Annotated in this window: 24 protein-coding genes, 4 tRNA genes and 1 pseudogene; 14 read left to right on the forward strand and 15 right to left on the reverse strand. The window is 60.3% G+C overall.

Annotated features, from left to right (window positions below):
- The first annotated feature begins 40 nt into the window (after positions 1-40).
- Complete coding sequence (gene trxA / locus BUB29_RS05565; protein ID WP_033522291.1) at positions 41-388, forward strand: thioredoxin; 348 nt, start codon at positions 41-43, stop codon at positions 386-388.
- Between the two features lie 145 nt (positions 389-533).
- Complete coding sequence (locus BUB29_RS05570) at positions 534-1,541, forward strand: aggregation-promoting factor C-terminal-like domain-containing protein (protein ID WP_033522293.1); 1,008 nt, start codon at positions 534-536, stop codon at positions 1,539-1,541.
- A 250-nt stretch (positions 1,542-1,791) separates the two neighbouring features.
- On the opposite strand, the gene fucO is transcribed toward BUB29_RS05570, so the two are convergent.
- On the reverse strand, positions 1,792-2,943 hold the full coding sequence (fucO, locus tag BUB29_RS05575) for a lactaldehyde reductase (RefSeq protein WP_033522295.1): 1,152 nt from the start codon (positions 2,941-2,943) through the stop codon (positions 1,792-1,794).
- 294 nt (positions 2,944-3,237) lie between these two features.
- On the opposite strand from fucO, the gene mscL reads away from it, so the two are divergent.
- From mscL to BUB29_RS10330, 3 genes and pseudogenes are all read left to right on the forward strand, one after another.
- On the forward strand, positions 3,238-3,774 hold the full coding sequence (gene mscL / locus BUB29_RS05580; protein ID WP_033522297.1) for a large conductance mechanosensitive channel protein MscL: 537 nt from the start codon (positions 3,238-3,240) through the stop codon (positions 3,772-3,774).
- 42 nt (positions 3,775-3,816) lie between these two features.
- Entirely contained in the window at positions 3,817-4,377 is a 561-nt protein-coding gene (locus BUB29_RS05585; RefSeq protein ID WP_051914958.1) for a 3'-5' exonuclease, read from the forward strand.
- A gap of 217 nt (positions 4,378-4,594) precedes the next feature.
- Positions 4,595-5,059: pseudogene (locus BUB29_RS10330) on the forward strand (hypothetical protein); the annotation flags it as partial.
- 660 nt (positions 5,060-5,719) lie between these two features.
- Here the strand turns inward: BUB29_RS10330 and BUB29_RS05595 are convergent.
- Together BUB29_RS05595 and trmB are read right to left on the reverse strand one after the other, a co-directional pair.
- Positions 5,720-5,791 (reverse strand) — tRNA-Glu (locus BUB29_RS05595).
- 167 nt (positions 5,792-5,958) lie between these two features.
- Positions 5,959-6,819, reverse strand: coding sequence for a tRNA (guanosine(46)-N7)-methyltransferase TrmB (gene trmB / locus BUB29_RS05600; RefSeq protein ID WP_033522301.1), 861 nt, complete (start codon positions 6,817-6,819; stop codon positions 5,959-5,961).
- Positions 6,820-6,997: 178 nt separating this feature from the next.
- On the opposite strand from trmB, the gene BUB29_RS05605 reads away from it, so the two are divergent.
- A tRNA-Asp gene (locus BUB29_RS05605) sits at positions 6,998-7,071 on the forward strand.
- Between the two features lie 43 nt (positions 7,072-7,114).
- A tRNA-Phe gene (locus tag BUB29_RS05610) sits at positions 7,115-7,190 on the forward strand.
- A gap of 254 nt (positions 7,191-7,444) precedes the next feature.
- Here the strand turns inward: BUB29_RS05610 and BUB29_RS05615 are convergent.
- The 3 genes from BUB29_RS05615 to BUB29_RS05625 form a co-directional block, all read right to left on the reverse strand.
- Positions 7,445-7,966: a low molecular weight protein-tyrosine-phosphatase gene (locus BUB29_RS05615; RefSeq protein WP_033522304.1), complete on the reverse strand. Its 522-nt coding sequence runs from the start codon at positions 7,964-7,966 to the stop codon at positions 7,445-7,447.
- Positions 7,967-8,053: 87 nt separating this feature from the next.
- Positions 8,054-8,716, reverse strand: a complete 663-nt coding sequence (locus BUB29_RS05620) for a dihydrofolate reductase (RefSeq protein WP_033522307.1) — start codon at positions 8,714-8,716, stop codon at positions 8,054-8,056.
- A gap of 75 nt (positions 8,717-8,791) precedes the next feature.
- On the reverse strand, positions 8,792-9,592 hold the full coding sequence (locus tag BUB29_RS05625; RefSeq protein WP_173552407.1) for a thymidylate synthase: 801 nt from the start codon (positions 9,590-9,592) through the stop codon (positions 8,792-8,794).
- Positions 9,593-9,865: 273 nt separating this feature from the next.
- On the opposite strand from BUB29_RS05625, the gene BUB29_RS05630 reads away from it, so the two are divergent.
- Entirely contained in the window at positions 9,866-10,279 is a 414-nt protein-coding gene (locus BUB29_RS05630; RefSeq protein ID WP_033522311.1) for an OsmC family protein, read from the forward strand.
- Positions 10,280-10,409: 130 nt separating this feature from the next.
- Here the strand turns inward: BUB29_RS05630 and BUB29_RS05635 are convergent, their stop codons facing one another.
- The 3 genes from BUB29_RS05635 to BUB29_RS05645 form a co-directional block, all read right to left on the reverse strand.
- Positions 10,410-11,444, reverse strand: coding sequence for a universal stress protein (locus BUB29_RS05635; protein WP_033522314.1), 1,035 nt, complete (start codon positions 11,442-11,444; stop codon positions 10,410-10,412).
- Positions 11,445-11,675: 231 nt separating this feature from the next.
- Complete coding sequence (locus tag BUB29_RS05640) at positions 11,676-12,440, reverse strand: C40 family peptidase (protein WP_033522316.1); 765 nt, start codon at positions 12,438-12,440, stop codon at positions 11,676-11,678.
- A gap of 154 nt (positions 12,441-12,594) precedes the next feature.
- Positions 12,595-13,506, reverse strand: a complete 912-nt coding sequence (locus tag BUB29_RS05645; RefSeq protein ID WP_033522318.1) for a CHAP domain-containing protein — start codon at positions 13,504-13,506, stop codon at positions 12,595-12,597.
- Between the two features lie 232 nt (positions 13,507-13,738).
- Here BUB29_RS05645 and serC point away from each other — a divergent pair, with 232 nt between their 5' ends.
- Together serC and BUB29_RS05655 are read left to right on the forward strand one after the other, a co-directional pair.
- Positions 13,739-14,881: a phosphoserine transaminase gene (serC, locus tag BUB29_RS05650; RefSeq protein WP_033522320.1), complete on the forward strand. Its 1,143-nt coding sequence runs from the start codon at positions 13,739-13,741 to the stop codon at positions 14,879-14,881.
- A gap of 10 nt (positions 14,882-14,891) precedes the next feature.
- Entirely contained in the window at positions 14,892-15,146 is a 255-nt protein-coding gene (locus BUB29_RS05655; protein ID WP_033522322.1) for a DUF2530 domain-containing protein, read from the forward strand.
- A 120-nt stretch (positions 15,147-15,266) separates the two neighbouring features.
- Here the strand turns inward: BUB29_RS05655 and BUB29_RS05660 are convergent, their stop codons facing one another.
- Positions 15,267-16,544 (reverse strand): sensor histidine kinase, encoded by a 1,278-nt coding sequence (locus BUB29_RS05660; protein WP_033522324.1) that lies wholly within the window; start codon positions 16,542-16,544, stop codon positions 15,267-15,269.
- Positions 16,545-16,768: 224 nt separating this feature from the next.
- Here BUB29_RS05660 and phoU point away from each other — a divergent pair, with 224 nt between their 5' ends.
- Together phoU and BUB29_RS05670 are read left to right on the forward strand one after the other, a co-directional pair.
- Positions 16,769-17,449 carry a phosphate signaling complex protein PhoU gene (gene phoU, locus BUB29_RS05665; protein WP_033522326.1) on the forward strand — a complete coding sequence of 227 codons (681 nt, stop codon included), beginning with the start codon at positions 16,769-16,771 and terminating at the stop codon, positions 17,447-17,449.
- 266 nt (positions 17,450-17,715) lie between these two features.
- On the forward strand, positions 17,716-19,593 hold the full coding sequence (locus tag BUB29_RS05670; RefSeq protein WP_033522328.1) for an oleate hydratase: 1,878 nt from the start codon (positions 17,716-17,718) through the stop codon (positions 19,591-19,593).
- 402 nt (positions 19,594-19,995) lie between these two features.
- Here BUB29_RS05670 and BUB29_RS05675 read toward each other — a convergent pair whose 3' ends face one another.
- From BUB29_RS05675 to BUB29_RS10335, 4 genes are all read right to left on the reverse strand, one after another.
- Positions 19,996-20,550 carry a TetR-like C-terminal domain-containing protein gene (locus tag BUB29_RS05675; protein WP_033522737.1) on the reverse strand — a complete coding sequence of 185 codons (555 nt, stop codon included), beginning with the start codon at positions 20,548-20,550 and terminating at the stop codon, positions 19,996-19,998.
- Between the two features lie 153 nt (positions 20,551-20,703).
- A complete protein-coding gene (locus BUB29_RS05680) occupies positions 20,704-21,444 on the reverse strand; it encodes a phosphoglyceromutase (protein WP_033522736.1) in 741 nt (246 codons plus the stop codon).
- Between the two features lie 107 nt (positions 21,445-21,551).
- Complete coding sequence (menA, locus tag BUB29_RS05685) at positions 21,552-22,643, reverse strand: 1,4-dihydroxy-2-naphthoate octaprenyltransferase (protein WP_407640915.1); 1,092 nt, start codon at positions 22,641-22,643, stop codon at positions 21,552-21,554.
- Between the two features lie 21 nt (positions 22,644-22,664).
- Positions 22,665-22,931: a LuxR C-terminal-related transcriptional regulator gene (locus tag BUB29_RS10335; RefSeq protein WP_081888397.1), complete on the reverse strand. Its 267-nt coding sequence runs from the start codon at positions 22,929-22,931 to the stop codon at positions 22,665-22,667.
- Between BUB29_RS10335 and BUB29_RS05695 the strand changes: the two genes are divergently transcribed.
- Positions 22,882-23,289, forward strand: coding sequence for an RDD family protein (locus BUB29_RS05695; RefSeq protein WP_033522734.1), 408 nt, complete (start codon positions 22,882-22,884; stop codon positions 23,287-23,289). The genes BUB29_RS10335 and BUB29_RS05695 overlap by 50 nt on opposite strands.
- Positions 23,290-23,448: 159 nt before the next feature.
- On the opposite strand, the gene lysS is transcribed toward BUB29_RS05695, so the two are convergent.
- On the reverse strand, positions 23,449-25,122 hold the full coding sequence (gene lysS / locus BUB29_RS05700; RefSeq protein WP_033522733.1) for a lysine--tRNA ligase: 1,674 nt from the start codon (positions 25,120-25,122) through the stop codon (positions 23,449-23,451).
- A gap of 191 nt (positions 25,123-25,313) precedes the next feature.
- Here lysS and BUB29_RS05705 point away from each other — a divergent pair.
- Positions 25,314-25,387, forward strand: a tRNA-Pro gene (locus tag BUB29_RS05705).
- Positions 25,388-25,467 lie beyond the last annotated feature (80 nt).

The following is a 25,467-nucleotide window of genomic DNA, read 5'->3' on the forward strand; positions in this document are numbered from 1 at the left end:
GACACTGGAGAAGGTTTATCCATGCGCAAAGGAGTTTCCAATGGCCACCATTCAGGTTTCCTCCGCCGATTTCGAGCGGACCATCACCGATAACGATCTGGTATTCGTCGATTTCTGGGCGACGTGGTGCGGACCGTGCCGCGCGTTCGGACCGATTTACGAGGCGGCCAGCGATAAGGCCGAGAACGCCGATGTCGTGTTCGCGAAGATCGACATCGACGCCAATCAGGATCTCGCCCAGGCGGCCGGCATCCAGGCGGTTCCGACCCTCATGGTGGTGAAGAAGGGACAGATCGTCTTCAAGCAGGCCGGTGCGCTGCAGGCCGCCGATCTGGACGATCTGATCGAACAGGCCAAGAATCTCAAGGTCGAGGATCAGGAGGGCTGATCCCCGTTTTCCGCGGTACGGCCCGGGCCTTTTCCGGCCGGCCGTTCCGCGTCGTTCGCATGCGCCCCATGCCCATGTACCTCTCTGTGACTATCATGGAGGAAGGTTGTGCGCCATGGAGGCACATTCATCGTTAAGGAGTAAGATGGCGAAACATCGCAAAAACACCCCTACTCTTGCATCCCTGAGCAAGCGTCAGTGGACGCGCATCATCTCGGTGGTGGGTGCAGTGGGGTTGCTTGCAGGCGCAGGCGTCGTCTCCCATAACTTCTATCAGAATTCCGCATCCCCGCAGATGACGGCCACCTCGTTCTCCGCCACCGACGCGTCCAAGCAGGTCTCCCGTGGAGGCCAGCGCGGTGCGGTCGACGGCACCTCATACGTCACCGTCAAGATCAACGGCAAGTCCCGTACCGTGCTCGGCACCAAGTTCACCGACGTCAAGTCCGTGCTGGATGCCGGCGACATCGTGCTTGAGCCGGAAGACACCATTTCCCCCTCGCTGACCACCAAGGTCACCGAATCCACCGTAATCACCATCGAACGCGCCGGCGCGACGCTGGAGACCACCGATTCGGATATCGCGTTCAACGTCGTGAAGAAGGAGACCGACGCGCTGCCCAAGGGCACCGAGAAGGTACAGCAGGAAGGCAAGAAGGGCGTGATGGAGGCCACGAACCTCGTCACGCGCGCCGGCGGCAAGGTCGTTTCCTCCACCACCTTCGCCTCGTATGTCAAGACGGCCCCGACCGATCAAATCGTTCTCGTCGGCACCGGGTCGACGTCGTCTTCTTCATCCTCTTCGGCATCCGCTTCCAGCGCGGCCTCCAGCCTCGGCACCACGGTCCCCGCCTCAGAGATGCAGTCCTGGGCGCATGACTATCTGATTTCGAACGGCTACACCGAAGCCGACTTCACCGCCGCCGTCTACATCATCAACCATGAGTCCGGCTGGCGCGTGGACGCCACCAACGCATCCTCCGGCGCATACGGCCTGCCTCAGGCGCTGCCCGGCAGCAAGATGGCTTCCGCAGGTGCCGACTGGGCCACCAACTACCAGACCCAGTTCAAGTGGTTTGTGGGCTACTGCAACCAGCGCTACGGTTCGCTGCAGGGCGCATACAGCTACTGGCTAGCGAATCACTGCTACTGATTCACACCTCGCAACACGCGCATACGCCGAGGGGCGAGACCTTTACCGGGTCTCGCCCCTCGGCGTTTCTACGATTTTACGGCCCGTTCGGCACGCCATGCACACAGCTGGCAGCGGAACCATCGAAGCCGAACGGAACCGACCTCAACAAACGACGCGCCCACCGGTTTCGCACGAATCGCGGGACGAAACCGGTGGGCGCGTACGGGTTTTGCCGGCGACGGCCTGTCGCGCGTCGCCGGAAGCCAAATCACATCAGGCTGGTGTAGATCTTGAGGATGTCCTCCTGCGTGGCCTGACGCGGGTTGCCCGGCGTGCACACGTCGTGGAAGGCGTCGTGGGCCAGCGGTTCGAGATCGGCTTCGGTGGCGCCGACTTCGGAAATCGTGGTCGGATTGCCCAGATCCACGGTGAGCTTGTGCACGGCCTGCACGGCCTCCTCACGCACCTTCTCGATGTCACCGGTGTAGGCGTCTTCCACACCGAAGGCGTCGGCGATATCACGGTACTTCTCGCCGGTGTAATCCTTGTTGTATTCCATGACCGGAGCCAGCAGGATGCCGTTGGCGACGCCGTGCGCCACGCCGAGACGGCCGCCCAGCGGATGTGCCATGCCGTGCACCAGGCCGAGGCCGACGTTGGAGTAGGCCATGCCTGTGATGTAGGAAGCGTAGGCCATCTGCTCGCCCGCAGGCACGTCGCCGTCCGCGCTCTTGGCGAGGCTCTTGGCGATCATGCGGATGGTCTGCATCGACAGGCAATCGGACAGGCTCCACGCGCCCGGCGTGATATAGCCTTCGATGGCGTGGGTCAGCGCATCGAGACCGGTGGCAACCTTGAGGCCGCGCGGCATGGAATCGGTCAGATCGGGGTCGACGAAGGCGACGATCGGGATGTCATGCGGATCGACGGCGACGAACTTGCGCTTGTTGGCGGTGTCGGTGATCACATAGTTGATGGTGGTTTCGGATGCGGTGCCTGCGGTGGTGGGCACGCCGAAGATCGGGACGGACGGGTTCTTGGTGTCGGCCACGCCCTCCAGGCTCAGCACGTCGGCGAATTCCGGGTTCGCGGTGATGATGCCGATGCCCTTGCAGGTGTCTTGTGGGGAGCCACCGCCCAAACCGATCAGGAAATCGGCGCCGGACGCGGCGAACTTGGCGACGCCGTCCTGGATGCATTCGACTGGCGGATTCGGCTTGACGTTGTCGAACACTTCATACGGCATGCCGGCCTCGTCGAGCACGTCGATGACTTTCTTGACCGTTCCCGTCTCAAGCAGCACCGGATCGGTGACGATGAACGCCTTGGTGAATCCGTGGGACTTGGCGACGCCTGGAATCTCCTTGATCGCGCCGCGACCGAAATACGCCGCCTGGTTGAAAATCATGCGGTAGACCATGCTTAATCTCCTTTGAAAGCCGGTTTCTGTATCCAACTTGGCTTCGCGCTTCATCACGCGACCAACACCAGCCCAGTATACGCGCGCACGAATGTGAGCGGACACATCGACACACAGCTTTCCGTGTTTCCTCCGTGTCCAACCCCAACGCCGCGACACGCCGCAGCTGCCCAGTCATACCGCCCTTACGCGCATTTCCGACGCGCCTAAACAAGGTCTCTCCGGTTATGCATAATGGAGGTGAACCAATGCAATCACGATATCCGTAACCAACACGAAGGAGTTTTCCCGATCATGACCAGCGGCAACGGCACCGAAGGCACCACGAACGTCAACCCGCAGGAGGTGGCGGCCGATCTCGCCAAAAGCGTGGACAAGGCGACACGCAAGGTGGTTTCCCTCACCGACAAGGGACCGATCAAGGGATTCAAGAAGTTCATCTCGCGCGGCTCGATGATCGACATGGCAGTCGGCGTGGTCATGGGCTCCGCCGTCACCACCGTGGTCAATGCGATCGTGAACCACCTGATCAGCCCGCTGATCGGCATGGTCGGCGGCGTTCCGGACATGTCCGGCGTGCTGACGATCACGTTCAACGGCGCCACCATCTCCTTCGGCGCAATTCTCAATGCCATCATCAACTTCCTGCTCATCGGCGTGGCCGTGTATTTCTGCATCGTGCTGCCGATCAACAAGGTTCGCGACATGACCGCCAGCGAGGATGAGGCGAACAAGGAGCCCTCCACCGAGGAGCAGACGCTCGCCGTGCTGCAGGAGATCCGCGACGAGCTCAAGCGGGCCCCGCAGGCGGCTTCCGCAGGCAAGCAGTAACCTTCCCTCACTTATCCACTTTCAGACCGTATCGGAGCATTCATGGCCATTCAACGCACGTTCAAGGGCGACAGCCTGCTTATCGCGGTCGACAATTACGTGGTCGTCGACTTGGAAACCACCGGTGTAAGCCCGGCACGCGACCGCATCATCGAGATCGGCGCGGTCCGCGTCGAGGGAGGCAACGTCACCGCCGAATACAGCAGACTGGTGAACCCGGGGCGACCCGTGGGCAGCTTCATCACCAATCTGACGGGCATCAGTGACGAGATGGTACGCACCGCCTCGCCCATCGACGACGTGCTGCCGGATTTCTTGAACCATCTGCGCCCGAACGATACGATCATGGCGCATAACGCGAACTTCGACGTCAACTTCCTGTACGACAACTGCATGCACGTTCTGGACAGGCCGTTCTCCTACGATTTCATCGATACGCTGCGGTTGAGCCGTGCGCTGTTCCCACAGGAGCGTCAGCATCGGCTGGTGGACCTGATCCAACGCTTCGGCATCGCCGACGAGGAGGAACATCGCGGCCTGAGCGATGCCTTGCAGACGGTGGAATGCTATGAACGCATGAAACCGATGCTGGCGGGCCTCTGAGACGGCTACGCATGCCCGGCATGATTACAGGCCCAGCAAGGATGACTTCCTGCTGGGCCTTTGTGATATGCAACTATGCTTCGCCATACCTCCCATTCGCGAGCACAAATCCACGATAACAGCATTCGTTGCTTTACTTCCAAAGCCAAAACGTCAAGGCTTATTATGAAGCCGTATCATTCAAAAGATCAGAGAAAAAGCATAAAATTGCGCCAATTTTGCGTCTCAAATACTCTATACGGGCGGACTGCCCAAAGTCCAAGGAAATATAGGGCAAAGAAAGAACTTAGATATCTGGACATGGGAGCTCTCGGGAGCTTTTGGCGGTCACACACCTTCAAACACTTGGTCTCTAGCAGAAGATAACTACTTCCACATGAGAGATTATGCGAATTGGTCTAATAGGGTAAACAATATTTATGAGACACCGCAAATGGGACTGATATACACTGATTGGACGTCGGATCACACCATCGATCACGTCATGTTCGTTATCGACAATATTCCTGTTCCCAGTTCTTCTCATGCTGGCTACGAACCAATGCCCATTATTTGTCAAAAAAGCAACAACCGTAACGCAGTGCCTCTATCTACAGAAATGACATACGCTCACAAGAAACATCCCAAAGACACCATTTCATGGTTTGGGCTATCGGCCAACGCAAAAGTCAGGTTTATCTAATGCCATTCCCCACATATTGTTGGCAAATTTGGCTGCCGTACTGCATCATTTGCATATCGCCAATCATCGGCATTATGCAGATAATACCATCCTTGTTCCGAGGGAAAATGTGGAAGATCGCGATAGGGCTAGTTCAACTAGCCCTCAGCGCAGCAGGAGTTCTCTTGTTTTTCACTACCCCCACGGTCTCCGGGGGCATGTGCATCGATAGCGCCTTTACAACTTGGCAAGCAGGAATAAAGCCGCCTCTTGGAGGTGATGAATGACTGGCATGCACATTGGCAAGTCAACATCAAGTAAGCGCTGGAGTCATTCTTGCCTGTTGTGCACTGCTGCTTTCCGGAGCCCTTTGCATCATCCGACTTCGAACGACATCTTACAAGCCTGATTTCGGAAAAAATAAATAGTCCGCTCAAACACGCAGGTAGATGAGTCTCCTGATGATTTGGACACTTTCCATGCCACAATGAGCGCAATAACTGATATTGGCGGGGTTACGACGTAGCTATGTTGTGATTCCGCCAATATTACAACATATTTCACGCTTGCATTTTATCCATATTTCACTGATGGTTAACGATTGGTTGAGCATCACCGTGGATGCGGAATGGAAACCTTTGAAAATATAAGAAAAGCCGCTATCTCCAGCGGCTTCATCGGTACCCCCTGAGAGAGTCGAACTCTCGTTGTCAGATTGAAAGTCTGGTGTCCTAACCGTTAGACGAAGGGGGCTAACAACTCGATTAATAATACACGAGTTGCTTTCGCATGCAAATCGAGACTCCGCTTCAGCGTGTCGCGCCATACTCAACGGACCGCAAGGCCCTGCAAACACCAGCCGTGGCGCACCTTCAGCGCCCTCATGCCGATTCCAGCCAAGCCGGGCATGCCCCGGTCAATCAAGCCTTGCGATAGGTGAAATCGTGAATCACACGCCCGGCCACAAGCCCCTTCTTCTCGAAGTTCGTCAGCACACGCCCGTCGAATCGTGAGGATTCGGCAAAATCGGCGTGCGGCATGCCCTCGGCCAGATCGGCGTTGCCCTTGCCCACATGCTCGACCGGCAGGCTCACGGTGATGCCGCCGACGTTCTCCCAGCCGTCAAGACCATCCATCACCTCGTGCACGTGCAACGCATAGTCCTCGATATCGGTGGCGATGCGCCACACTCCCCCATCGGCGAGCGAGCGGCGCACCTGGCCCGCGAGTTCGGGCTGCACGATGCGGCGCTTGTGATGCTTCTTCTTGGGCCAGGGGTCGGGGAAGAACGTCCATACTTCGGCGGCCACGCCGTCGGCCATGACCTTGAACAGTTCGGGGGCGTTCACCTGCGCCACGCGCAGATTCCCGAGCCCCTTCTTGCCCGCAAGCAGGAGCGTATGGGCCACGCCGGGGTCATACACCTCCAACGCGAGGAAGTTCATACCGGGATTCGCCTCGGCCGCGGCCACGACGTTCTCGCCCTGGCCGGAACCGATCTCCACGATAAGCGGATTGGCGTTGCCCCACACCTTGCGCACATACTCCCCGTCGAACGAGAATCCCTCACGTACGTCCAGCGACCCTTCTCCGGCATTGATGTCGAGCAGGTACTCGCTTGAATAGGTATCCCACGCACGCTGCAGACGGGCGTCCAAACGTCCGGATCTGCGCACGAACGACAGCACCCGGTGGATGGGATGGCCGTTTTGCCTGTCTTCAGACCGGCCTGAACCCGGCGTGTCGAAAATTTCCTGCTTTTTTTCGTTGTTTTCTTGCATAGTTCTCTATTATCCATGCCCTCGGGCCAGTTTTTGCGAAAATCTCGATTTGCGCCTATAAACGTTGGAAAATAGCGGTTTTCAGCATATTACAGCAACCGCGACACGCCGAGAGTTGCGCTCGGCTGAGAAGTCTGTAATATAACTATTCGTTGCTTCGCACAAACGAAAACAACACGGCCCCGTAGCTCAGTTGGTTAGAGCGCCGCCCTGTCACGGCGGAGGTCACCGGTTCAAGTCCGGCCGGGGTCGCTAGAATTGTCAGAACCCGGTTCGCCGGGTTTTTCAACTCTATGGCTCTGTAGCTCAGTTGGTAGAGCGAACGACTGAAAATCGTTAGGTCAGCGGATCGATGCCGCTCGGAGCCACCACTTCAAAACCCCTCTCCTCCGGAGAGGGGTTTTGTGTTATCTACGGAAATACGTCGCATCGCGTCATCCACCCGTCGCTTTCCCTCACCTTCGCCCTTATTACCCCGATCACCCCGGTTTCGCCGCCTTACCGCACCGAAGCACCTCCCCCAACGCAAAAGGCCGTAGGAAGCTCCTCTGCGGCTTCCTACGGCCTTTGTACGATTCAGCGCCCCTGGCTTACAGGCAGCAGGGGCAGCGGCCCATCGGTCGGCTCATGCGCCGATCTGCTCGGCCACCCAATCCACAATGTACGGGGCGACGTGCTCGATCTGGTCGATGGCGACCTCGAACTCATGCTGACCGCCATACCACGGGTCGACCAGGTCGATCTGATCCTCATGCCCGGCCTTCGGCGTAGGCAGGTCCGGATCGAAGCTGCGGTACATATGCACCTCACCACGCTTCGACGGCGGCAGCTGACGCAGCAGCGCACGCATATGCGAGGCGGTCATCGGCAGGAACAGGTCGGTGCGCTCGATTTCGTCACGGCTGATGCGATGCGCGAAATGGTCGCGCGGAATCTCATCGCCGTATCCGCGCTGGCGCAGCACATGCACGGCACGCGGGTCGATCGGATGACTCCACTCCTCATCGGAAACGCCACTGGATTCCACGTTCACGCGGTCGCCAAGCCCACGCTCGTTGAAGAAGTGGCGCAGGATGATCTCCCCCATCGGGGAACGGCAGATATTGCCGGTACAGACGGTCATCACCGTGTAGATGTCGTTGGTCATGCTTGTTCCTTTTCCACAGAACGGTCCTATAGATATCAATAAAAAGGATGCCGCAGTCCTCCTGCGGCATCCGCCATGTCACTCGTGTCAGCGCACGCGTGCGTACGTGCGGAATCGATAGCCTTCGATACCGCTGTCCTCGTTCTTCGGGGTGAACCGTATCGAACGGTCGATGACCTCCCACTCGCCATTCTGCGCGAGCGCGACGATGTCGGGAGCGTAGGTGTCGGCCTCCACTTCGGCATCGATGTCGGTGACATACACCTTATTGGCCATCGGCATCGCTTCGCGGAACAGTTCCGCGCCGCCGATCACCCAGATTTCGGAACGGTCGAGCCCATCATCCGGGATGGCTTCCTGACGTGCCAGATCGAGCGCGTCCTCCAGACTGCCGACAACCGTGGCGCCGACCGCATGGTACTGCGCATCATGCGTGACGACGATATTGTCGCGGTTCGGCAATGGACGGTACTTCGGCGATAGGGATTCCCACGTGCGTCGCCCCATGATCACCGGATGCGACACCGTCAGCTCCTGGAAATGCTTGAGGTCCTCGGGGAGACGCCACGGCATACCGCCCTTGTATCCGATGGCTCCCGGCCGGCCCGACGTGTCGCGGGCCTGTGCCCAAATCAAATTCACCGAGAACGTCTTGGGGAAGTCATCACCCCAATCCTCGGCTTCCTCCAGCCCGGCATCTCCGGGCTCGGGTTCGTGATAGCCGCTGCGGCTACTACTGTCATGCTCCATTTCACTCACTCCTTGGGTTCGCGGAACTGGCTCACCACTCTATTAGACGGCGGAGACGCGCCGCCATGACCATTGTCAGACGGCGACGGGGGCCTTGATGGTGGGATGATGCTGGTAACCGACGACATGGAGGTCCTCGTACTTGTAGTCGAACAGCGAAGGGGCCTTGTCGATCTCCATATGCGGGTACGGGTACGGCTTGCGCCCAAGCTGTTCCAGGAACTGTTCGACATGGTTGTCGTAAACGTGGCAGTCGCCGCCCGTCCACACGAATTCACCGGGTTCGAGACCGGTCTGCTGCGCCATCATGAGCGTCAACAGCGAGTAGGAGGCGATGTTGAACGGCACGCCGAGGAACATATCGCAGGAACGCTGGTACAGCTGGCAGCTGAGCTTGCCGTCCGCCACGTAGAACTGGAACAGCGCGTGGCACGGAGGCAGGGCCATGTTCTCGACCTCGGCCGGATTCCAGGCGGAAACCACCATGCGACGAGAATCGGGGTGGTTCCTGATCAGATCCAGCACGTTCGAGATCTGGTCGATGGTGCGGTTCGGATCATCCGGCGTGGGCGCGGGCCAGGAACGCCACTGCACGCCGTACACGGGACCCAAATCGCCGTTCTCGTCGGCCCACTCATCCCAAATATGCACATTGTGTTCCAGCAGCCAGTTGATGTTGCTGGAACCTTTGAGGAACCACAGCAGCTCGTAGGCGAGCCCCTTGAAGAACACGGTTTTGGTGGTGAGCAGGGGGAAATACTCGCTCAGATCGAACCTCATCTGCTGGCCGAACAGCGAGATGGTGCCGGTTCCGGTGCGATCCGACTTCAGCGTGCCTTCGGTGAGGATCTTGCGCACCAGATCCTCGTAGGGCATGGGGATGTCGGTGTCCGGACGCTCCGGAATGCGGGAACGGATCTCTTCGAGTTGCTCGGGAGTCAAAGCCATGGTACCTACACACCTCATTTTTAGGTAAAAAAATCAGTCATCTATGATGGCATCGCATAAGGACTTCCACCCCTCAATCAACCGATCTCGTCCAAAGCAAAGCTTTACGCGGGAATGGAACCGCGACGCCACGCCCACCGACCGTGCGGCATAATGGACACAACACTTCAAACAGGCACACGCGAATCTAAGGAGAAGCACATGGCAAAGCGACTGTGGGTCGAGCGCAACAAGGATGGTTCCTGGGACGCCTTCAGCGAGGATGGGGCGCATATCAAGTTCGGTAAGGGCCGTGGCCAGTTCACTCCGGGCGACCTGATGAAGATCGCCCTGGCCGGCTGCGCCGCACTGTCCAGCCAGTTCGCCGTCGAGCATACCCTCGGCGAGGGCAAGGGCGCGAAGATCGTCGTGGACGGCACCTACGACGCCGACAACGACGCGTACACGTCCTTCGAGGAGCAGGTGGAGATCGACGCCACCGATGCCGGTCTGAGCGATGAGGATGCCGACAAGCTGGCTGAGCGCATCACCCGCCATGTGGACAAGGCATGCACGGTCAAGCACACCTACGTGCAGGAGACCCCGGTGCGCATGAACGTCACCGTCAAGCACTGAACCATACCGTCCGTTTCGCCGTCAGCAAGCGAAGCGCATACGACGAAAGCCGGTCGATCCCGCAAACCACGGGACCGACCGGCTTTTATATACGCTATGGGCGCAATCCGCAGATCAGCGGATCAACGGGTCAGCGCTTGGGGTCGATGGTCTTCTCGATTTCGGTGACGACCTCGCTCGGCGCGGTGTCCACCGGAGCCTCCTCGACACCGGAGATGTCGCCCAACGGCTTCGGGGTGACGTCGGCCGGGGAGCTCGGAACGGTATCGAGACGGCTTTCCGCGGCCTCCACGTACTTGCGGGGCACCACGTACACCGGACTCACCGCGTGCTGCAGCAGACCCTGGCTGATGGAGCCGAGCAGCAGACCGGTGAAACCGCCACGGCCACGGGAACCGACGACCACGACATCATGGTTGTAGCTGGCTTCGGTCAGCGTGTGCACCGCGGCACCCGGCACGACACGGCAGTTGACGGACAGGTCGGGATACTTCTCCTGCAGCGGGGCCACACGGGTCTGCAGATCATCCATGTAGGAGTCGTAGACGCTGTCGTCGGAAGCCGCGCCCTTGACTTCGGGGACAGCCGAGATGACGTCGAGCTCGGCGTTCCAGGAAGCTGCGAAGTCGGCCGCGATCTGCAGGGCCTTGATGCCCCACTTGGATTCGTCGGCGCCGACGGCGACCTTGGTGATGGTGTTGTTCAAGTGCATGAGGTTGCCATCATCGTCGGTGTAGGGCACCACGATGATCGGGCAGTACGCGTATGCGGGCAGGCTGGAGGACGTGGTGCCGAGCAGACGCTCCGCGAGGCCGCCCTTGCCACGGTTGCCGATGACGATGAGGTTGTAGTTGCGGGACAGTTCCACGAATACGGACGCGGGGTCACCGGTGACGATGAGCGTGGTGGCCTCGACGCCCTGCTCGTCGGCGATGGCCTTGGCCTTGGATAGGATCTCCTGCGCATCGGCGTGCGCGGCATTGTCATCACCCATCGCGGTGTAGGTGGCGTCGAAGCTCACCGCCGCATAGCTGGGAAGGGAATAAGCACAGACGATCTGCAGGGTAAGACCCGCATGCTTGGCATAATTTGCTGCCCACCACGTGGCCTTGTAGCTGGCGTTCGAACCATCCACACCAACAAGAACGGCCTTGTCGTTGATCATGGCGACCTCCTTGAGATTGCTGACGGCACCGCTGTGAGCCGTCACTACAGTCAAGAATAACGCAGATTTTCGTAAAACATTGGAAATGCAACGGAATCACGGCGGTTCGCGCGTATCGGCGGCATGTCGAAAACCCGACAACGGCGATTCGTTTGCGGAAAATACGCCAGGAAAACGAAAGGGACGCACCCCGAGGGGCACGTCCCTTTCAACCAAGTATCGATGAATCGATCACAGCAGTCGGCGGATCGAATAGCTACCGGTGTACGCCCATGCGACCGGGGTGATCTGCGTACCCTGGCTCGGGTTCAGCGCGTTCACCACCATGCCGTTGCCGACGTAGATGCCGGCGTGCATGCTGTTGGCGATGATATCGCCGGGCTGGGCTTCGGCGAGCGACGGCACCGCGGTGCCGTAACCGGCCTGGGCGCCGGAGCTGTGCGGCAGGGAGATACCGAACTGGGCGAACACGTACATGACGAAGCCGGAGCAATCCCAGCCGCTGGTGGTGGAGCCACCCCACACATACGGTACCTTGCCCACAAACTGTTCGGCGTAGGAGACCAGCGCCGCGGCGGTTTTGCTGTCCGGCGGGTTCACGGCGATCGCCGAACCGGACGTACCGGTGGAAGAGGAGTCAAGCGCGGCGCGGGATGCGGAACGGGATGCCGCGGCAGCCTGCTGCTGTTGCAGCTGGGCACGGGCCTCGGCTTCCTGACGCTCCTGCTCGGCACGGGCTTCGGCGTCCTTTTCTGCCTGCGACTTGGTCTTCGGCACATCGAGCGACTCGATGCCGCCCCAATTGCCACTGACGTCGGTGGACACGGATTCCTTGAGAACATTCTTGCGAGCAACCGAGGTCTTGGGGAAGGAACGCTCGGATGCGACCACGCCTGCCTGGTCGGCTGCGGTGGCTGCCGGGGCCGCGGCCACGAGCGTGGCGCAGACGGCGAGGGCGGCGACGAACATTGACACGGTTTGCTTTACTGTCTTCATCGCTTTCCTACAATACCAGCGAGGGTTTCCTGTTGATAATGAACAAAGCCATGCGCTTCGCTGTAAATAGCGCGACACGCCGTGGAAAAAAGCGGTCATGACGACCTGTGATGTCGACAATCGCAACGGGTTGACGGCGATTGCGCCGAACGAATCAGTAATGAATGTATTCGAAATCGGAAACGTTGTGATACGTCTTCGAATAGGTCTTGCCCTGCATGACGGAACCACACTCAGACGTGGTGATGGAACCATCCGCATTGATCTTCTCGACGATCGCAACATGGCCGTAGGTGCTGTCCGATCCCTCCTGACCGGCTCGGAACACCATGATGTCGCCGACATGGCGAGGCGTGGTATCCACCCAGTAGCCGAGCGAACGCGCCGAGGACGCCCACTGGGAACCATTGCCCATATAGGAGCCGACCGGCAGGCCAAGCTGGTGACGGCGGACATACACCCACCACGTGCACTGGCTGAATTCGTAGGCGTTGCCGGAATCACCGGTGTCGTGGTTCGGGTTGAACCCTGCCGGGAGCAGGTCGCCGTCCTGATCCATCAGTTTGGCCACGTTCTCGTTGTTCGCCAACGAGCGGGACATCTGCTTCACATCGAGGTCGGCATTGTCGCCCAAGGACCACGTGCCCTCATTGGTGGACTGCTGGGTCTCGTCGGACGCGATGGCATCACGCACGCCGGAACGGGAGGCGGCCGCCTTCACGCTATGAATCTGAGTGGTGGTGAATTCCGCCTCGCTGGCCACAGGCAACCCACGTTCGGGTCCGGTCAGGCTGATGGCGGTGGCCGCGGTGCCGACCAAAGCGGCGAGCGACGCGGAGCCGAGAAGAAGATTACGACGTTCGGCGGCACGGGCCGCCTCACGCATGGAACGCCTGGTTTGGGGCACGAGTTCGTTGAGCTTTTCGGCGACAGCGGGTTCAAGCCCAAGAACCGCACCGTTGCCTTCTATCCTCAGTGCTGCATGGCTCAGCCTGCTCGAACGGGCACCGCGCAGCAAGTCGAGCGGGGTGCCGGTCCTGGCCGATTTCGGCGCAGCATGCCTCATAAAAAATCACTCCTTAACCATGGTCGTGAAGCGCACCAGCACGATGGTCGCGCCTCATTTTCCACATTCAACTGTACAAGCCGGCATGACCATCGTGCAACGTCCCACCGGTAGGGGGCACCCCCGAAACAGGCCAGCCGATAGCCGCAAACCCCGTCATAGGGCGTCCGGGAGCATTGCGGAGCGCACGGGGGAATCCGCCCCATCCGCCCTGGTGGCTAGGGTTGTTGCCATGGCCAATACAGTGAAGATTCCTACCGATATGCTGCCCGAAGACGGTCGTTTCGGCTCCGGGCCCAGCAAAATACGTCCAGAACAGATCGCCGCGCTCGACGATGGCGCGACCAACCTGCTGGGCACATCCCACCGTCAGACACCGGTGCGTCAACTTGTGGGTTCCATCCGCGAAGGACTCGCATCCTTCTTCAACGTGCCCGACGGCTACGAAATCGCGCTCGGCAACGGCGGCGCAAGCTGCTTCTGGGAGATCGCTTGCGCGTCCCTGATCACCCGTCAGGCGGCCTTCGGCACCTACGGTTCGTTCAGCGCCAAATTCGCCAAATCCGCGGCCAAGGCGCCGTTCCTTGAGGATCCGGTGATCTACGAAGGCGAACCCGGCACCTATCGCCTGCCGGAATTGACCGAATACGTGGACACCTACTGCTGGGCGCACAACGAGACCTCCACCGGCGTGGCGGCCCCCGTGCGCAGGATCGAGGGAAGCGTGGAGCAGGGTGCGTTGACCCTCATCGACGCCACCTCCGCCGCGGGCGCGCTGCCGGTCGATATCAGCCAGACCGACGCTTACTATTTCTCCCCGCAGAAGGCGTTCGGCGCGGACGGCGGCCTGTGGGTCGCGGTCCTCTCCCCCGCCGCCGTGGAACGTGCGAGCCGTGTGGAAGCCAACGTGAACCTGCCCGGCGCAAGCCGCTGGGTTCCGCCGTTCCTGTCGTTGACGAGCGCATTGGAGAACTCCCGCAAGGATCAGACGCTCAACACGCCTTCCGTGGCGACCCTCATCATGATGGAGAACCAGGTGCGCTGGCTGAACGACAATGGCGGCATGGCATGGGCCACCGCACGTTGCGCCAAATCCGCCTCCACGCTGTATGCATGGGCCGAGGCCAGCGAATACGCCAAGCCGTTCGTCTCCGATGAGGATGCGCGTTCGCACGCCGTGGTCACCATCGATCTGGACGAGTCGATCAACGCGGGTCAGATGATCTCCATCCTGCGCGAGAACGGCATCGTCGACACGGCCGGATACCGCAAGCTCGGCCGCAACCAGCTGCGCATCGGCGTGTTCCCGTCGGTCGAGCCCTCCGATGTGCTGGCGCTCACCCGCTGCATCGATTATGTGGCGGAACGGATGTAAGCTACTCCCTATGAAGTTTGCTCCGATCGTTGATCCGGCCGCGCGTAAACCGGCTCCCAAGCCCGTGCGCGTGGACCTGCGCATCGTATTCTCGTTGGGCACCGGATTGTGGGCCGTCGCACTGATCGTCAGCATCGTGCTGGGCGTGATGGGATTCGAAGTGACGGAAGCCTGCATCGTGTGCGTTTCCGGCGTGATCATCGGGTTGCTGCTCCTTGTCTGGGAGCATTTCGACCGTTGGGATTATCGCCGACTCGGCCAATAGGATGCGCCCCAAGCATGAACGTCCCCCATGGAAAACCATGGGGGACGTTTTTCGTTGCGTTTCGCCGCGCCTCAGGCCGGCACTCGTTCCGCCGCTCCGCCTGCAGCGCGATCAGCGCGGTCAGCGAGCGCGCGGCAGCGTCAAGGTGAAGGTGCTGCCATGACCCGGCACGGACCATACGCTCGCCGCGCCATGATGGGTGAGCGCCACGTGTTTGACGATGGCCAGGCCGAGGCCCACACCATCAACGCTGCGCCCCGACTGGTCGGAGCCGCGGTAGAAGCGTTCGAAGATGCGCGACTGCTCCTCTTTCGGGATGCCTTTGCCCTGGTCGAGCACGCGGATCAGCACATCCTCCCCGCTGTCGCCCGGTTCGGCGGAAACGCCGACGTATCCGCCGCGCGGCGAATATTGAACCGCGTTCTCCAGCAGTTTGGTCAATGCGGTTCTGATCTGCGAGACATCACCGTTGATGGTCAGGGAACGGTCGCCTTCGACATGCACGCGGACACCGGATTCACGTATCGCGTCGCCCATGGATTCCACCACGTCGTCGATCTGTTCCATCACGTTGATACGGTTCGCCGCGCTGGGCACGATGGGCTCCTGGGCTTTGATGAGCAGCAGCAGGTCGGCGACCATATGGTTCAGGTGGACGCTGGCGGTGCGCACCTCATGGGCGGTGGCATGGACGCGTTGGATGTCGAGATCGTCGTGTTCGAGCTCGTCGGCGAGCTTGTTCAACGCCTCGGTGGGTTTGAGCAGCTGTTCGGACACGTTGACGATGAACGAGTCGCGTATCTGGTTGAAGCGCACGCCTTCGCTCACATCGTCCAGCAACACCACCACATAACGGGAGTCCACACGCCCGATGGTGACGTTCAACCAGTTCGGTCGCTGCACGCCGTACGCGCCCGCGCCGTGCTCATAGTCACGATCGCGTTCGGACGGCTCGGCACTCGATTCGAAACGTGTGGCCGTGACCGTCTGAATGTCGAACAATCGCCGCCCGCCGTGCTCCCTGACGTCATGGACCGTTTCGAGTACCTTCGCGTTCACGATGCGATCGTCCTGCATGATGCCCAGACGGTAGGCCTCGGGATTCGCGTTGATCACCTCGTCGTCATCCCCCACGACCAGAGACGCGCTTTGCAGGATGGACAGCAGACCGAACGTCGACTGGTCGAGATCGGCGTCATCCTCGGCTTCCGCACGGCGACGCCGGACCCTGTGCAGACGTTCACTCACCCATTCCATGAAGGAGACGCCGCCCAGCCATCGTTCGATCAACGGCTCGATCCAACCGAGCAACGTGGTGCCCAACAGCACGATAATGCAGAACCCCACAATCGCGAACACGGCGAATACGATCAGCGAGGGAACAGGAGAATCTGACATACGCCCATTGTTCCACACGGGCGCTGCGGGAGCCGCGCAACACACGAGACGCGAGACGAATCGACCCCGAACATGAACGCAAGGTGAACATCGAGTTGAATTCCGCGACAACTTCAGGTTGCGATTACGTGTCACCTCTCGTCTGCGGGCGGTACAGCGAATAGACTGGTGCAAGGTTGCACACAATATCGCACACAGCATGACATGAAAGGCTGAACAAACCAATGCGCGTTATTTTCAACGAAGAGATGAAGGCCGTCGCCGACGACCTTGACCACATGGCACAAAGCGTGCGCAAAGCCATCCGCGGCGCCGGCGAGGCGTTGCTCGAATCCAACGTCGAAGCCGCCCAGGCCGTCATCGACGGCGACGCCGAACTCGACGCGCTGCAGGAAAGCGTCGTCGACCAGTGCGTGAAACTGCTGGCCAAGCAGAACCCCGTGGCCACCGATCTGCGCGTCGTGGTCTCCACCATGCGTCTGGCCATCACCTTCGAACGCATGGGCGATCTGGCCAAGCATGTGGCCGAGGCGTCCCGCCGCGCATACCCTGCTTCCCCGCTGCCCGAGGAGGCGAAGGAATCCTTCACCAAGATGCAGGAGTTCCTTGACGAGACCAGCGACAACCTGGTCGCCATGCTGGCCGACCGCGACGCCAAAACCGCGGAACGCATCATCCTGGAAGACGACAAGCTCGACGCCCTGCACCAGCAGACCTTCGACCTGGCGCTGAACGAGGATGTGGAGATGACCCGCCAGCAGATCATCGATCTCGTGCTGCTTGGTCGTTTCCTCGAGCGTCTCGGCGATCACGCCGTTTCCGCAGCGCGCCAGGTGGTGTTCATCGTCTCCGGCTTCGACCCCTCCAAAACCCCCGGTCCCGACAAGGAAGGCATGACCGAGTAACGGTACGCGCCTTCGTCCGCTGATCGACGGCACCGACAGACGGCCCCGAGCAGGTAATCCCGCTCGGGGCCGTCGGCGTACATAAGCGCGTATCCTCCCGCCACGCCCACGCCCGGAAACACGATTCCGAAACACGCTGACGAAGCATGCTGACAATCCGGCCGAAATGCACGAAAACTGAACAGATCCGCTGTTCTGTTCATGGTGCGGCCCGCCGCCAACGCGAATAATGGGCTGCATTCGAAGCGTTTCCAAAGGAGGAGACCATGTACTATTCCAGCGGCAATTACGAGGCATTCGCCCGTCCGAAGAAGCCCGCAGGCATCGACCATAAGAATGCCTACATCATCGGCACCGGCTTGGCCGCCCTAAGCGCGGCCTGCTATCTGGTACGCGACGCCCAAATGCCCGGCAAGCACATTCACATCTTCGAAAAGGATCCGGTTCCCGGAGGCGCGTGCGACGGCGCGAACATTCCCGGCGTGGGCTATGTGATGCGCGGCGGGCGCGAGATGGACAACCATTTCGAAGTGATGTGGGACCTGTTCCGGTCCATCCCGTCCATCGAAACCGAAGGCGTGTCCGTGTTGGACGAATATTACTGGCTCAACAAGGAGGACCCGAACTACTCGCTGTGCCGCGCCACCGTCGACCAGGGCGAGGATGCCGGCACCGACGGCAAGTTCGCGCTCTCGGATAAGGCCTCCCAGGAGATCATGAAACTGTTCTTCACGCCCGACGAGGAACTGTACGGCAAGAAAATCTCCGACTTCTTCGACGACAAGGTGTTCGACTCCAACTTCTGGATGTACTGGCGCACCATGTTCGCCTTCGAGAACTGGCATAGCGCGTTGGAAATGAAACTGTACATCAAGCGGTACATCCACCACATCGGCGGCCTGCCCGATTTCAGCGCGTTGCGCTTCACCCGGTACAACCAATACGAGTCGATGATCCTGCCGATGATCACGTATCTGGAAGGCCACGGCGTACAGTTCCACTACAACACCAAGGTGGAGGATGTGGAATTCGAAATCGGCGGAGGCAACGGGCCGGAACGCGCGAACACCTCGGTCGGGCAGGACGAGATCCTGCTCGCACAGGCGAAATCCGGCGTGTTCGCACGTAACCCGTACAGCACACCAACCAAGAAGATGGCCAAGCGCATCACCCTCGTCGGTCCGGACGGGGCAAGCACCGCCATCGACCTGACTGAGAACGACCTCGTGTTCATCACCAATGGCGGCTGCGTGGAAAACTCCTCCATGGGCTCGCAAACCACGCCGGCCAAGTGGGATCCGGAACTGCGCCCCGGCGGCGGATGGGATATGTGGCGTCGCATCGCACGGCAGGACCCGAGCTTCGGCCGCCCGGACGTGTTCTGCGGCGACCCGGAGCATTCGAAGTGGATGAGCGCCACCGTCACCACGCTCGACATGGAGATTCCGCCGTATATTCGCAAGATCTGCAAGCGCAACCCCTTCACCGGCCATGTGGTCACCGGCGGCATCGTGACGGTCAAGGATTCCAACTGGCTGATGAGCTGGACGTTGAACCGTCAGCAGCAGTTCCGTGACCAGCCGAAGGACCAGTTGTGCGTCTGGGTGTATGGTCTGTTCCCCGACGAGCCCGGCAATTATGTGAAGAAGCCGATGCGCGACTGCACCGGCGAGGAGATCTGCGAGGAATGGCTGTACCACATGGGCGTGCCGGTCGACCAGATCGAGGGTCTGGCCAGGAACCATGCGAACACCGTACCCGTGATGATGCCGTATATCGACGCGTTCTTCATGCCTCGCTCCGCGGGCGACCGCCCCGACGTGGTGCCGGACGGGGCCGTGAACTTCGCGTTCCTCGGCCAGTTCGCGGAAACGCCGCGCGACACGATCTTCACCACCGAATATTCGATGCGCACCGGCATGGAGGCCGTGTACACCCTGTGCGATGTGGATCGCGGCGTCCCCGAGGTGTGGGGCTCGGTGTACGACGTGCGCAACCTGCTCAACGCGGTGGTGAAGCTGCGTGACGGCAAGCCGTTGGAGGATGACCTGAACGTTGCGGAACGGCTTGCATTGAAGGTGGCCGGTCGCAAGCTGCAGGACACCGACATTCCGAAGCTGCTTCGGGAGACCGGCGTCATCTGACATGCCACGGCGTGTGCCGGGCGGTCGCAAAGGCGGGACCGCCCGGCACACGCCGTTCCTTGAGGGCGATCCCGGCATGACTCGCACGCTATATCGCTTATGTATGGCAGATTCCGGGATTTGCATGTTGCCAAGTGGCTTATATATGGCACTCAAAGGACGATATGCCGAGTATGGCCGTTGGAATTCCAATGCCTATACTTGCAATAACGCCTGATGGGTGCCATATATAAGCCACTTCGCTGTTCCCAAAGGCCGGAATCCGCCATATATAAGCGAAGTAGTGGTCAATAGCGCGCTCGACGGCCGGCACTTCGCCTCATAAAGCCACGTGGACGGAAAACAGGCGGCAACCGGACGGCAACCACCTGTCTTTCCCGCACGTCTCCCCTCTGCCAGCCGCTACAGCGAGAACCGTTCCAACGCGCTACGGAAATCCCCCTGGATCATCGTGCTGATCTTATCGACGATTTTCTCCGGATCGCCCTTCATATCCCCGGCGACCCATTCGAGCATCACGCCCACGAACGCGTAACGGAAGAACCCCGCCACGAAACGCTTGTCCTCTTCCTGCACCTGCAACCCCTTGGCTTCCTCGTCCACCACGGCAAGCAGCAGGTCATAGGTGATGTCGTACAAGTACCGTTCCACGCGCTCACGGCTGACGCAATGGTAGACGTTCATGACGAACGGCTTATTCTCCCGCACCACCCGGAAGATGCTCAGCAGCCCCTTCTGCCACGTGTCAGCGGTGCGGTTGCCCGCCAACGCCTTGCCCGCATCCTCCTGGCAGGACCATTCCACCAGATCGTAGATGTCCTGGAAATGGTAGTAGAACGTCATGCGGCTGATGCCGCAATCCTCACAGATGTCGGTGACGGTGATCTTGTTCAGAGGCTTCTCCAGCAGCAGTTTCTTCAGCGATGCTTCCAATGCGCGCTTGGTGGTCGATGCCATGCGTCCCCTTCCTTCCCAACGGTTTCCTCATCTCGCTGGCTTCCTTGCCTCGCGGCTCTCCGCTTCGCACGCCCTTCCGTGCGACGGTATGCAAAAGCGGGAACCCATACGGATTCCCGCTTATCGAATGCGTCCGCGTTTACGCGGAATGCATCACTTCTGGCCCTGAGCGGCGACGGCGGCGGCACCGGCGGCGGCAGCCTCCGGATCCAGGTACTCGCCACGCGGCTTGATCGGCTTGAAGTTCTCGTCCAGCTCGTACAGCAGCGGCATTGCGGTCGGGATGTTGACCTTGGCAATCTCCTCTTCGGAGAGGTTGTCAAGCATCTTCACGATAGCGCGGAGGCTGTTGCCGTGAGCGGCGATCAGCACGGTCTTGCCGGCCTTGAGCTGCGGCTCGATATCGGACTTGAAGTACGGCTCGACGCGCTTGACCACATCGGCCAGGCATTCGGCTTCCGGAACCGGATCGCCGGTGTAGCGCGGATCGTTGTTCTGCGCGTACTCGTCGTTCGGATCGATCTCGGGCGGCGGGGTCGCGTAGGAGCGACGCCACAGCATGAACTTCTCGTCGCCGTACTCTTCGCGGATCTCGGTCTTGTTCTTGCCCTGCAGAGCGCCGTAGTGACGCTCGTTCAGACGCCAGCTGCGCTGGACGGGGATCCACAGGCGATCGGCCTCATCCAGAGCCACGTTGGCGGTGTTGATGGCGCGACGCAGCATTGAGGTGAAGACGATATCCGGGAGGACGTTCTTCTCCTTGAGCAGGCGGCCGCCGTTCTTGGCTTCCTCGACACCCTGCTCGGTCAGCGGGACGTCGACCCAGCCGGTGAACTGATTGGTTTTGTTCCATGCGCTCTGTCCGTGACGGAGCAGTACTAGTTTGTAGCTCATGCTTGCCAGTCTACCGCCTTGTGCGGCCAACACAACCGATGATGACGATTATTTGGTTACGGCCATGCAACAATTGTCATTCTGTTGCATGGCCGTTGCATCCAGCTTCAAGCGAATGCCGCTGTTACCACGAATACTGCGGCGAGCGCCAGCGAAGCGAGCGTGCAGAGCAGCAACGCTTTGCCGTAGTGCTTTCCTATGATCGCGATGGCAGCTGCAGCGCACGTCACACCGGTAACCGTCAGCATGGCGATTACCGGAATCGTGCATGACGATTGCAGCCGGGCATACGCGACGGCCAGCAGCACAGCAGCTGCCAGCAAAACGATTGTGAAAACGGTGCCGTTGTGCCGGCCCAAAGCGGTCATCCACGTGTGCTTGCCATGGGCGCGGTCGGATTCGATGTCACGCAGGTTGTTGACGCACAGGACCGCGACAGCGATCAAACCGACGTTGGCGCCGCCGAGAACACCGCTTAGGGAGACCATGCCGGTCAGGGCGAACATCGTACCGCAGGTGGCGACGAGACCGAAGAAGACGAAGACGAATATCTCACCCAGATAGTGGTAGCCATAGGGGTGTTTGCCGCCGACATAGCACCACCCGGCCGCCAGGCAGGCGATGCCGACCAGGATGAACCACCAATAGCCGGTCAACGCAATGACGAGCAGACCGCACAGGCAGGCAATCAGCGCGTTGATTCCGGCCGCGGCCAGTACCTTCTTGGGATTCACACCGGATGCGACGAGGCGGGCGGGACCGAGCTGAGGCTGCGATGCTGGCAACGAAGCTGATACCACAAGCGACGCCGATGCCAAATCCGGTTCCGCGGACGGCATCTTCGCAAGCGGTCGCGCCGAATCGACGGCACGCCCCTCATCGGTTCCTCGCACGCCGTCGGAGTAATCGTTCGCAAAGTTCGCGGCGATTTGAAGAAACAACGCCACACAGCCGCACAGCACCGCCACCAGCACGAACCAGCCTGCGGAGCGTTGGCATTCGCCGATCAGCGAGCCGAATCGCATCTTCCCCAGATCGTGCTGCCTGCCAAAGAACGGGCACGAATCGTGCAATACATCGCCGCCCTGCAAATACAGGAACACGGTCTGCCACGACAGCGCGGCACCGATGATTACCGGAGCGATCGCCAGCGGCAGCGTCTTCAGGCGAGCGCCGCGAATCCAAGTCGATAACTGCATGAACGCCATTCTATATGCGGCTCAGTTTTCCTGACGACTCCACTTTTCGGTGAGCCATGTGGCGATCACCTGACTGCGCGTTCTGGCATTGAGTTTCGTCATGGCACGCCTGGCGTAGGTTTTGACCGTGTTCTCGGATATACCATGTCCGCGCAGGCGCGGCCATGTATGCTGATTGGCACTACGACTCTCCAACTGCCCGACATACGGAAAGACCATTGACGAAGGGAGACACGCCATGTTGGCCTCATGGTGGCGCAGAGCCGCGGCATACGTCCTTCGCATCATACTGCCGGCGTCGTTGCTGTCGCAGCTGATGGGAAGCGTCCTGTTCAGCAGATCCTCACCGGATGGAGCAACCGGGTTCTGGCTATTCGCCGTGTCCGCCGTCGCTGCAGGCGCGTTCTCCGCCTGGTCCACGCGCGACGGCCAGTCCTGGGCGCATCGCCTGCTCAGAATCCAAGTGTGCAATCAGGATTCCGGAACCCCCGTAACCGGTTTGGGAATGGGACTGCGCGAGATGACACACATCGTCGATTGGGCACCGCCATGCATTGGCTTCTTCTGGCCGCTATGGGACAGGAACAACCAGACCTTCGCCGACAAACTCGTCGGCACGATAGTAGTGACGATGAATGAGCGATGATGATGGATACAACTAGTTTGAAGCGGCATGCACGGCACGAATATCGGTCAAACGCCGGAGAATATCGTGTGTATGGAACTGTTGTGCCGTGGACACGATATTCTCCAGCGGACTGTCAGCTTTTCCGCCTCACGTCAAACCGCTGAATCGAGCTTCGCCTCAGTTCAGCGGCTTCACCAGCGGGAAGGTGATGGTTTCGCGGATGGTGGCGCCGGTGAGGGCGATGAGCAGTCGGTCGATGCCCATACCCATGCCGCCTGCCGGAGGCATGCCCACGCCGAGGGCCTCGAGGAAGTCCTCATCAATATCGCAGGCTTCCTCATCGCCGGCGAGCGCATCCTTGGCCTGAGCCACGAAGCGTTCACGCTGCACAACCGGGTCGTTGAGCTCGGAGTAGCCGGTGGCCAGCTCGAAGCCGCGCACGTACAGATCCCACTTCTCGACCACGCCCGGCTTGGAACGGTGGCCCTTGACCAGCGGGGAGGTTTCGACCGGGAAATCACGCACGAAGGTCGGCTCATACAGCTTGTCCTCGTAGAAGTGCTCCCACAGGTGTTCGACGAGCTTGCCGTGGTTCTCCACATCGTCGCGTTCCACGCCGAGCTTGTCGGCGATCTCGCCCAAGTGCTCCACGGAAGTGCCCGGATTATCCGGACCGCCGTTCGGCACAATCTCCTCGCCGAGCGCTTCGGAAAGGGAATCGTACATGCTGATGGTCTTCCATTCGCCGCCGAAATCATATTCGGTACCGTCCAGCAGGGTCACCTTGTGGCTGCCGAACACGTCCATGGCGGTGTCCTGCACGAGCTGCTTGACGAGTGCGCCGATGGTGTCGTAGTTGCCGTAGGCCTGATAGGCCTCAACCATGGTGAATTCCGGGGCGTGGGTGGCGTCGACGCCTTCGTTGCGGAAGTCGCGGTTGATTTCGAACACGCGGTCGATGCCGCCGACGAGGCAGCGCTTGAGGAACAGTTCCGGCGCGATGCGCAGGTACAGGTCAAGGTCGAAGGCGTTCATGTGCGTGGTGAACGGGCGGGCAGCGGCACCGCCGTGCACGGTTTGCAGCATCGGGGTTTCGACCTCGAGGAAGTCATGATCGGCGAAGGTCTTGCGCAGGGAGGCGACGGCCTTGGAACGGTTGCGCACCATGTTGCGGATCTTCTCGTCGGCGATCATGCCGATGTACGGCTTGCGGGTACGGGTGTCTTCGTTCAGGTCCTTGTGCAGCGCGGGCAGCGGCTGCAGCGCCTTGGCGGCGATGGCCCATTCGGTGGCGAACACGGACAGTTCGCCGGTCTTGGAGGCGATCACACGACCCTTGATGAACAGGTGGTCACCCAGGTCGACCAGCTGCTTGAACTGCTTGAGGGAGTCGGCGCCGATCTCCTTCTTGGAGATCATGCCCTGGATCTTGGTGCCGTCGCCGGCGGACAGCTGCACGAAGCACAGGCCGCCCGCGTTGCGCAGGAACAGCACGCGGCCGGCGATGCCGACCACATCCTTGGTTTCGTCGCCGGCTTCGAGCTTGCCGTCGTACTTGGCACGCACCTCTTCGATGGTGGCGGTGACGTCCAGGGTCACCGGGTAGGGCTGAATGCCGTCCTTGAGCATCATGGCACGCTTGGCGACACGCATCTGCACCTGCTCGGAGTGGGCCAGCGGGCCGAATTCCTTATTGGACGGGTCGACGGCCTCATCCAGCGTGGCGCCAGCGTTGATGCGTTCGGCGATGGTGCCATCCTGCGCGAGCAGCATCTCGGCGCGTTCGACAGTGGTCATGTGCGGGGCGCGTTCGCCCTCTTCGTTTTCAGTGTTCTCAACTACTTCAGACATGGTTGCCAAGTGTACGCAACACGGGGGAATTTGACACGGGTTGCGCAAAGCGGATTGCGCTCGGCCCATGATGCCTTATGGAAGGCGGATTATCGCGCGTCTCACGCACCGCTTATCGTGTACACCCCGGACACCGACACGCCGATTTGGCAATATCCGTCAAGTGACGTAAACTAGCGGATGTTGCCAAACGGGCTGTAGCGCAGCTTGGTAGCGCGCTTCGTTCGGGACGAAGAGGCCGCGGGTTCAAATCCCGCCAGCCCGACAACTGAAAGGCGGAACTTCGGTTCCGCCTTTTTTCGTATCTCCAGCATCCATTCCCACTCATCCGATGGTCTGCGCTCA

The sequence above is a fragment of the Bifidobacterium merycicum DSM 6492 genome (assembly GCF_900129045.1).
GTDB lineage: Bacteria > Actinomycetota > Actinomycetes > Actinomycetales > Bifidobacteriaceae > Bifidobacterium > Bifidobacterium merycicum.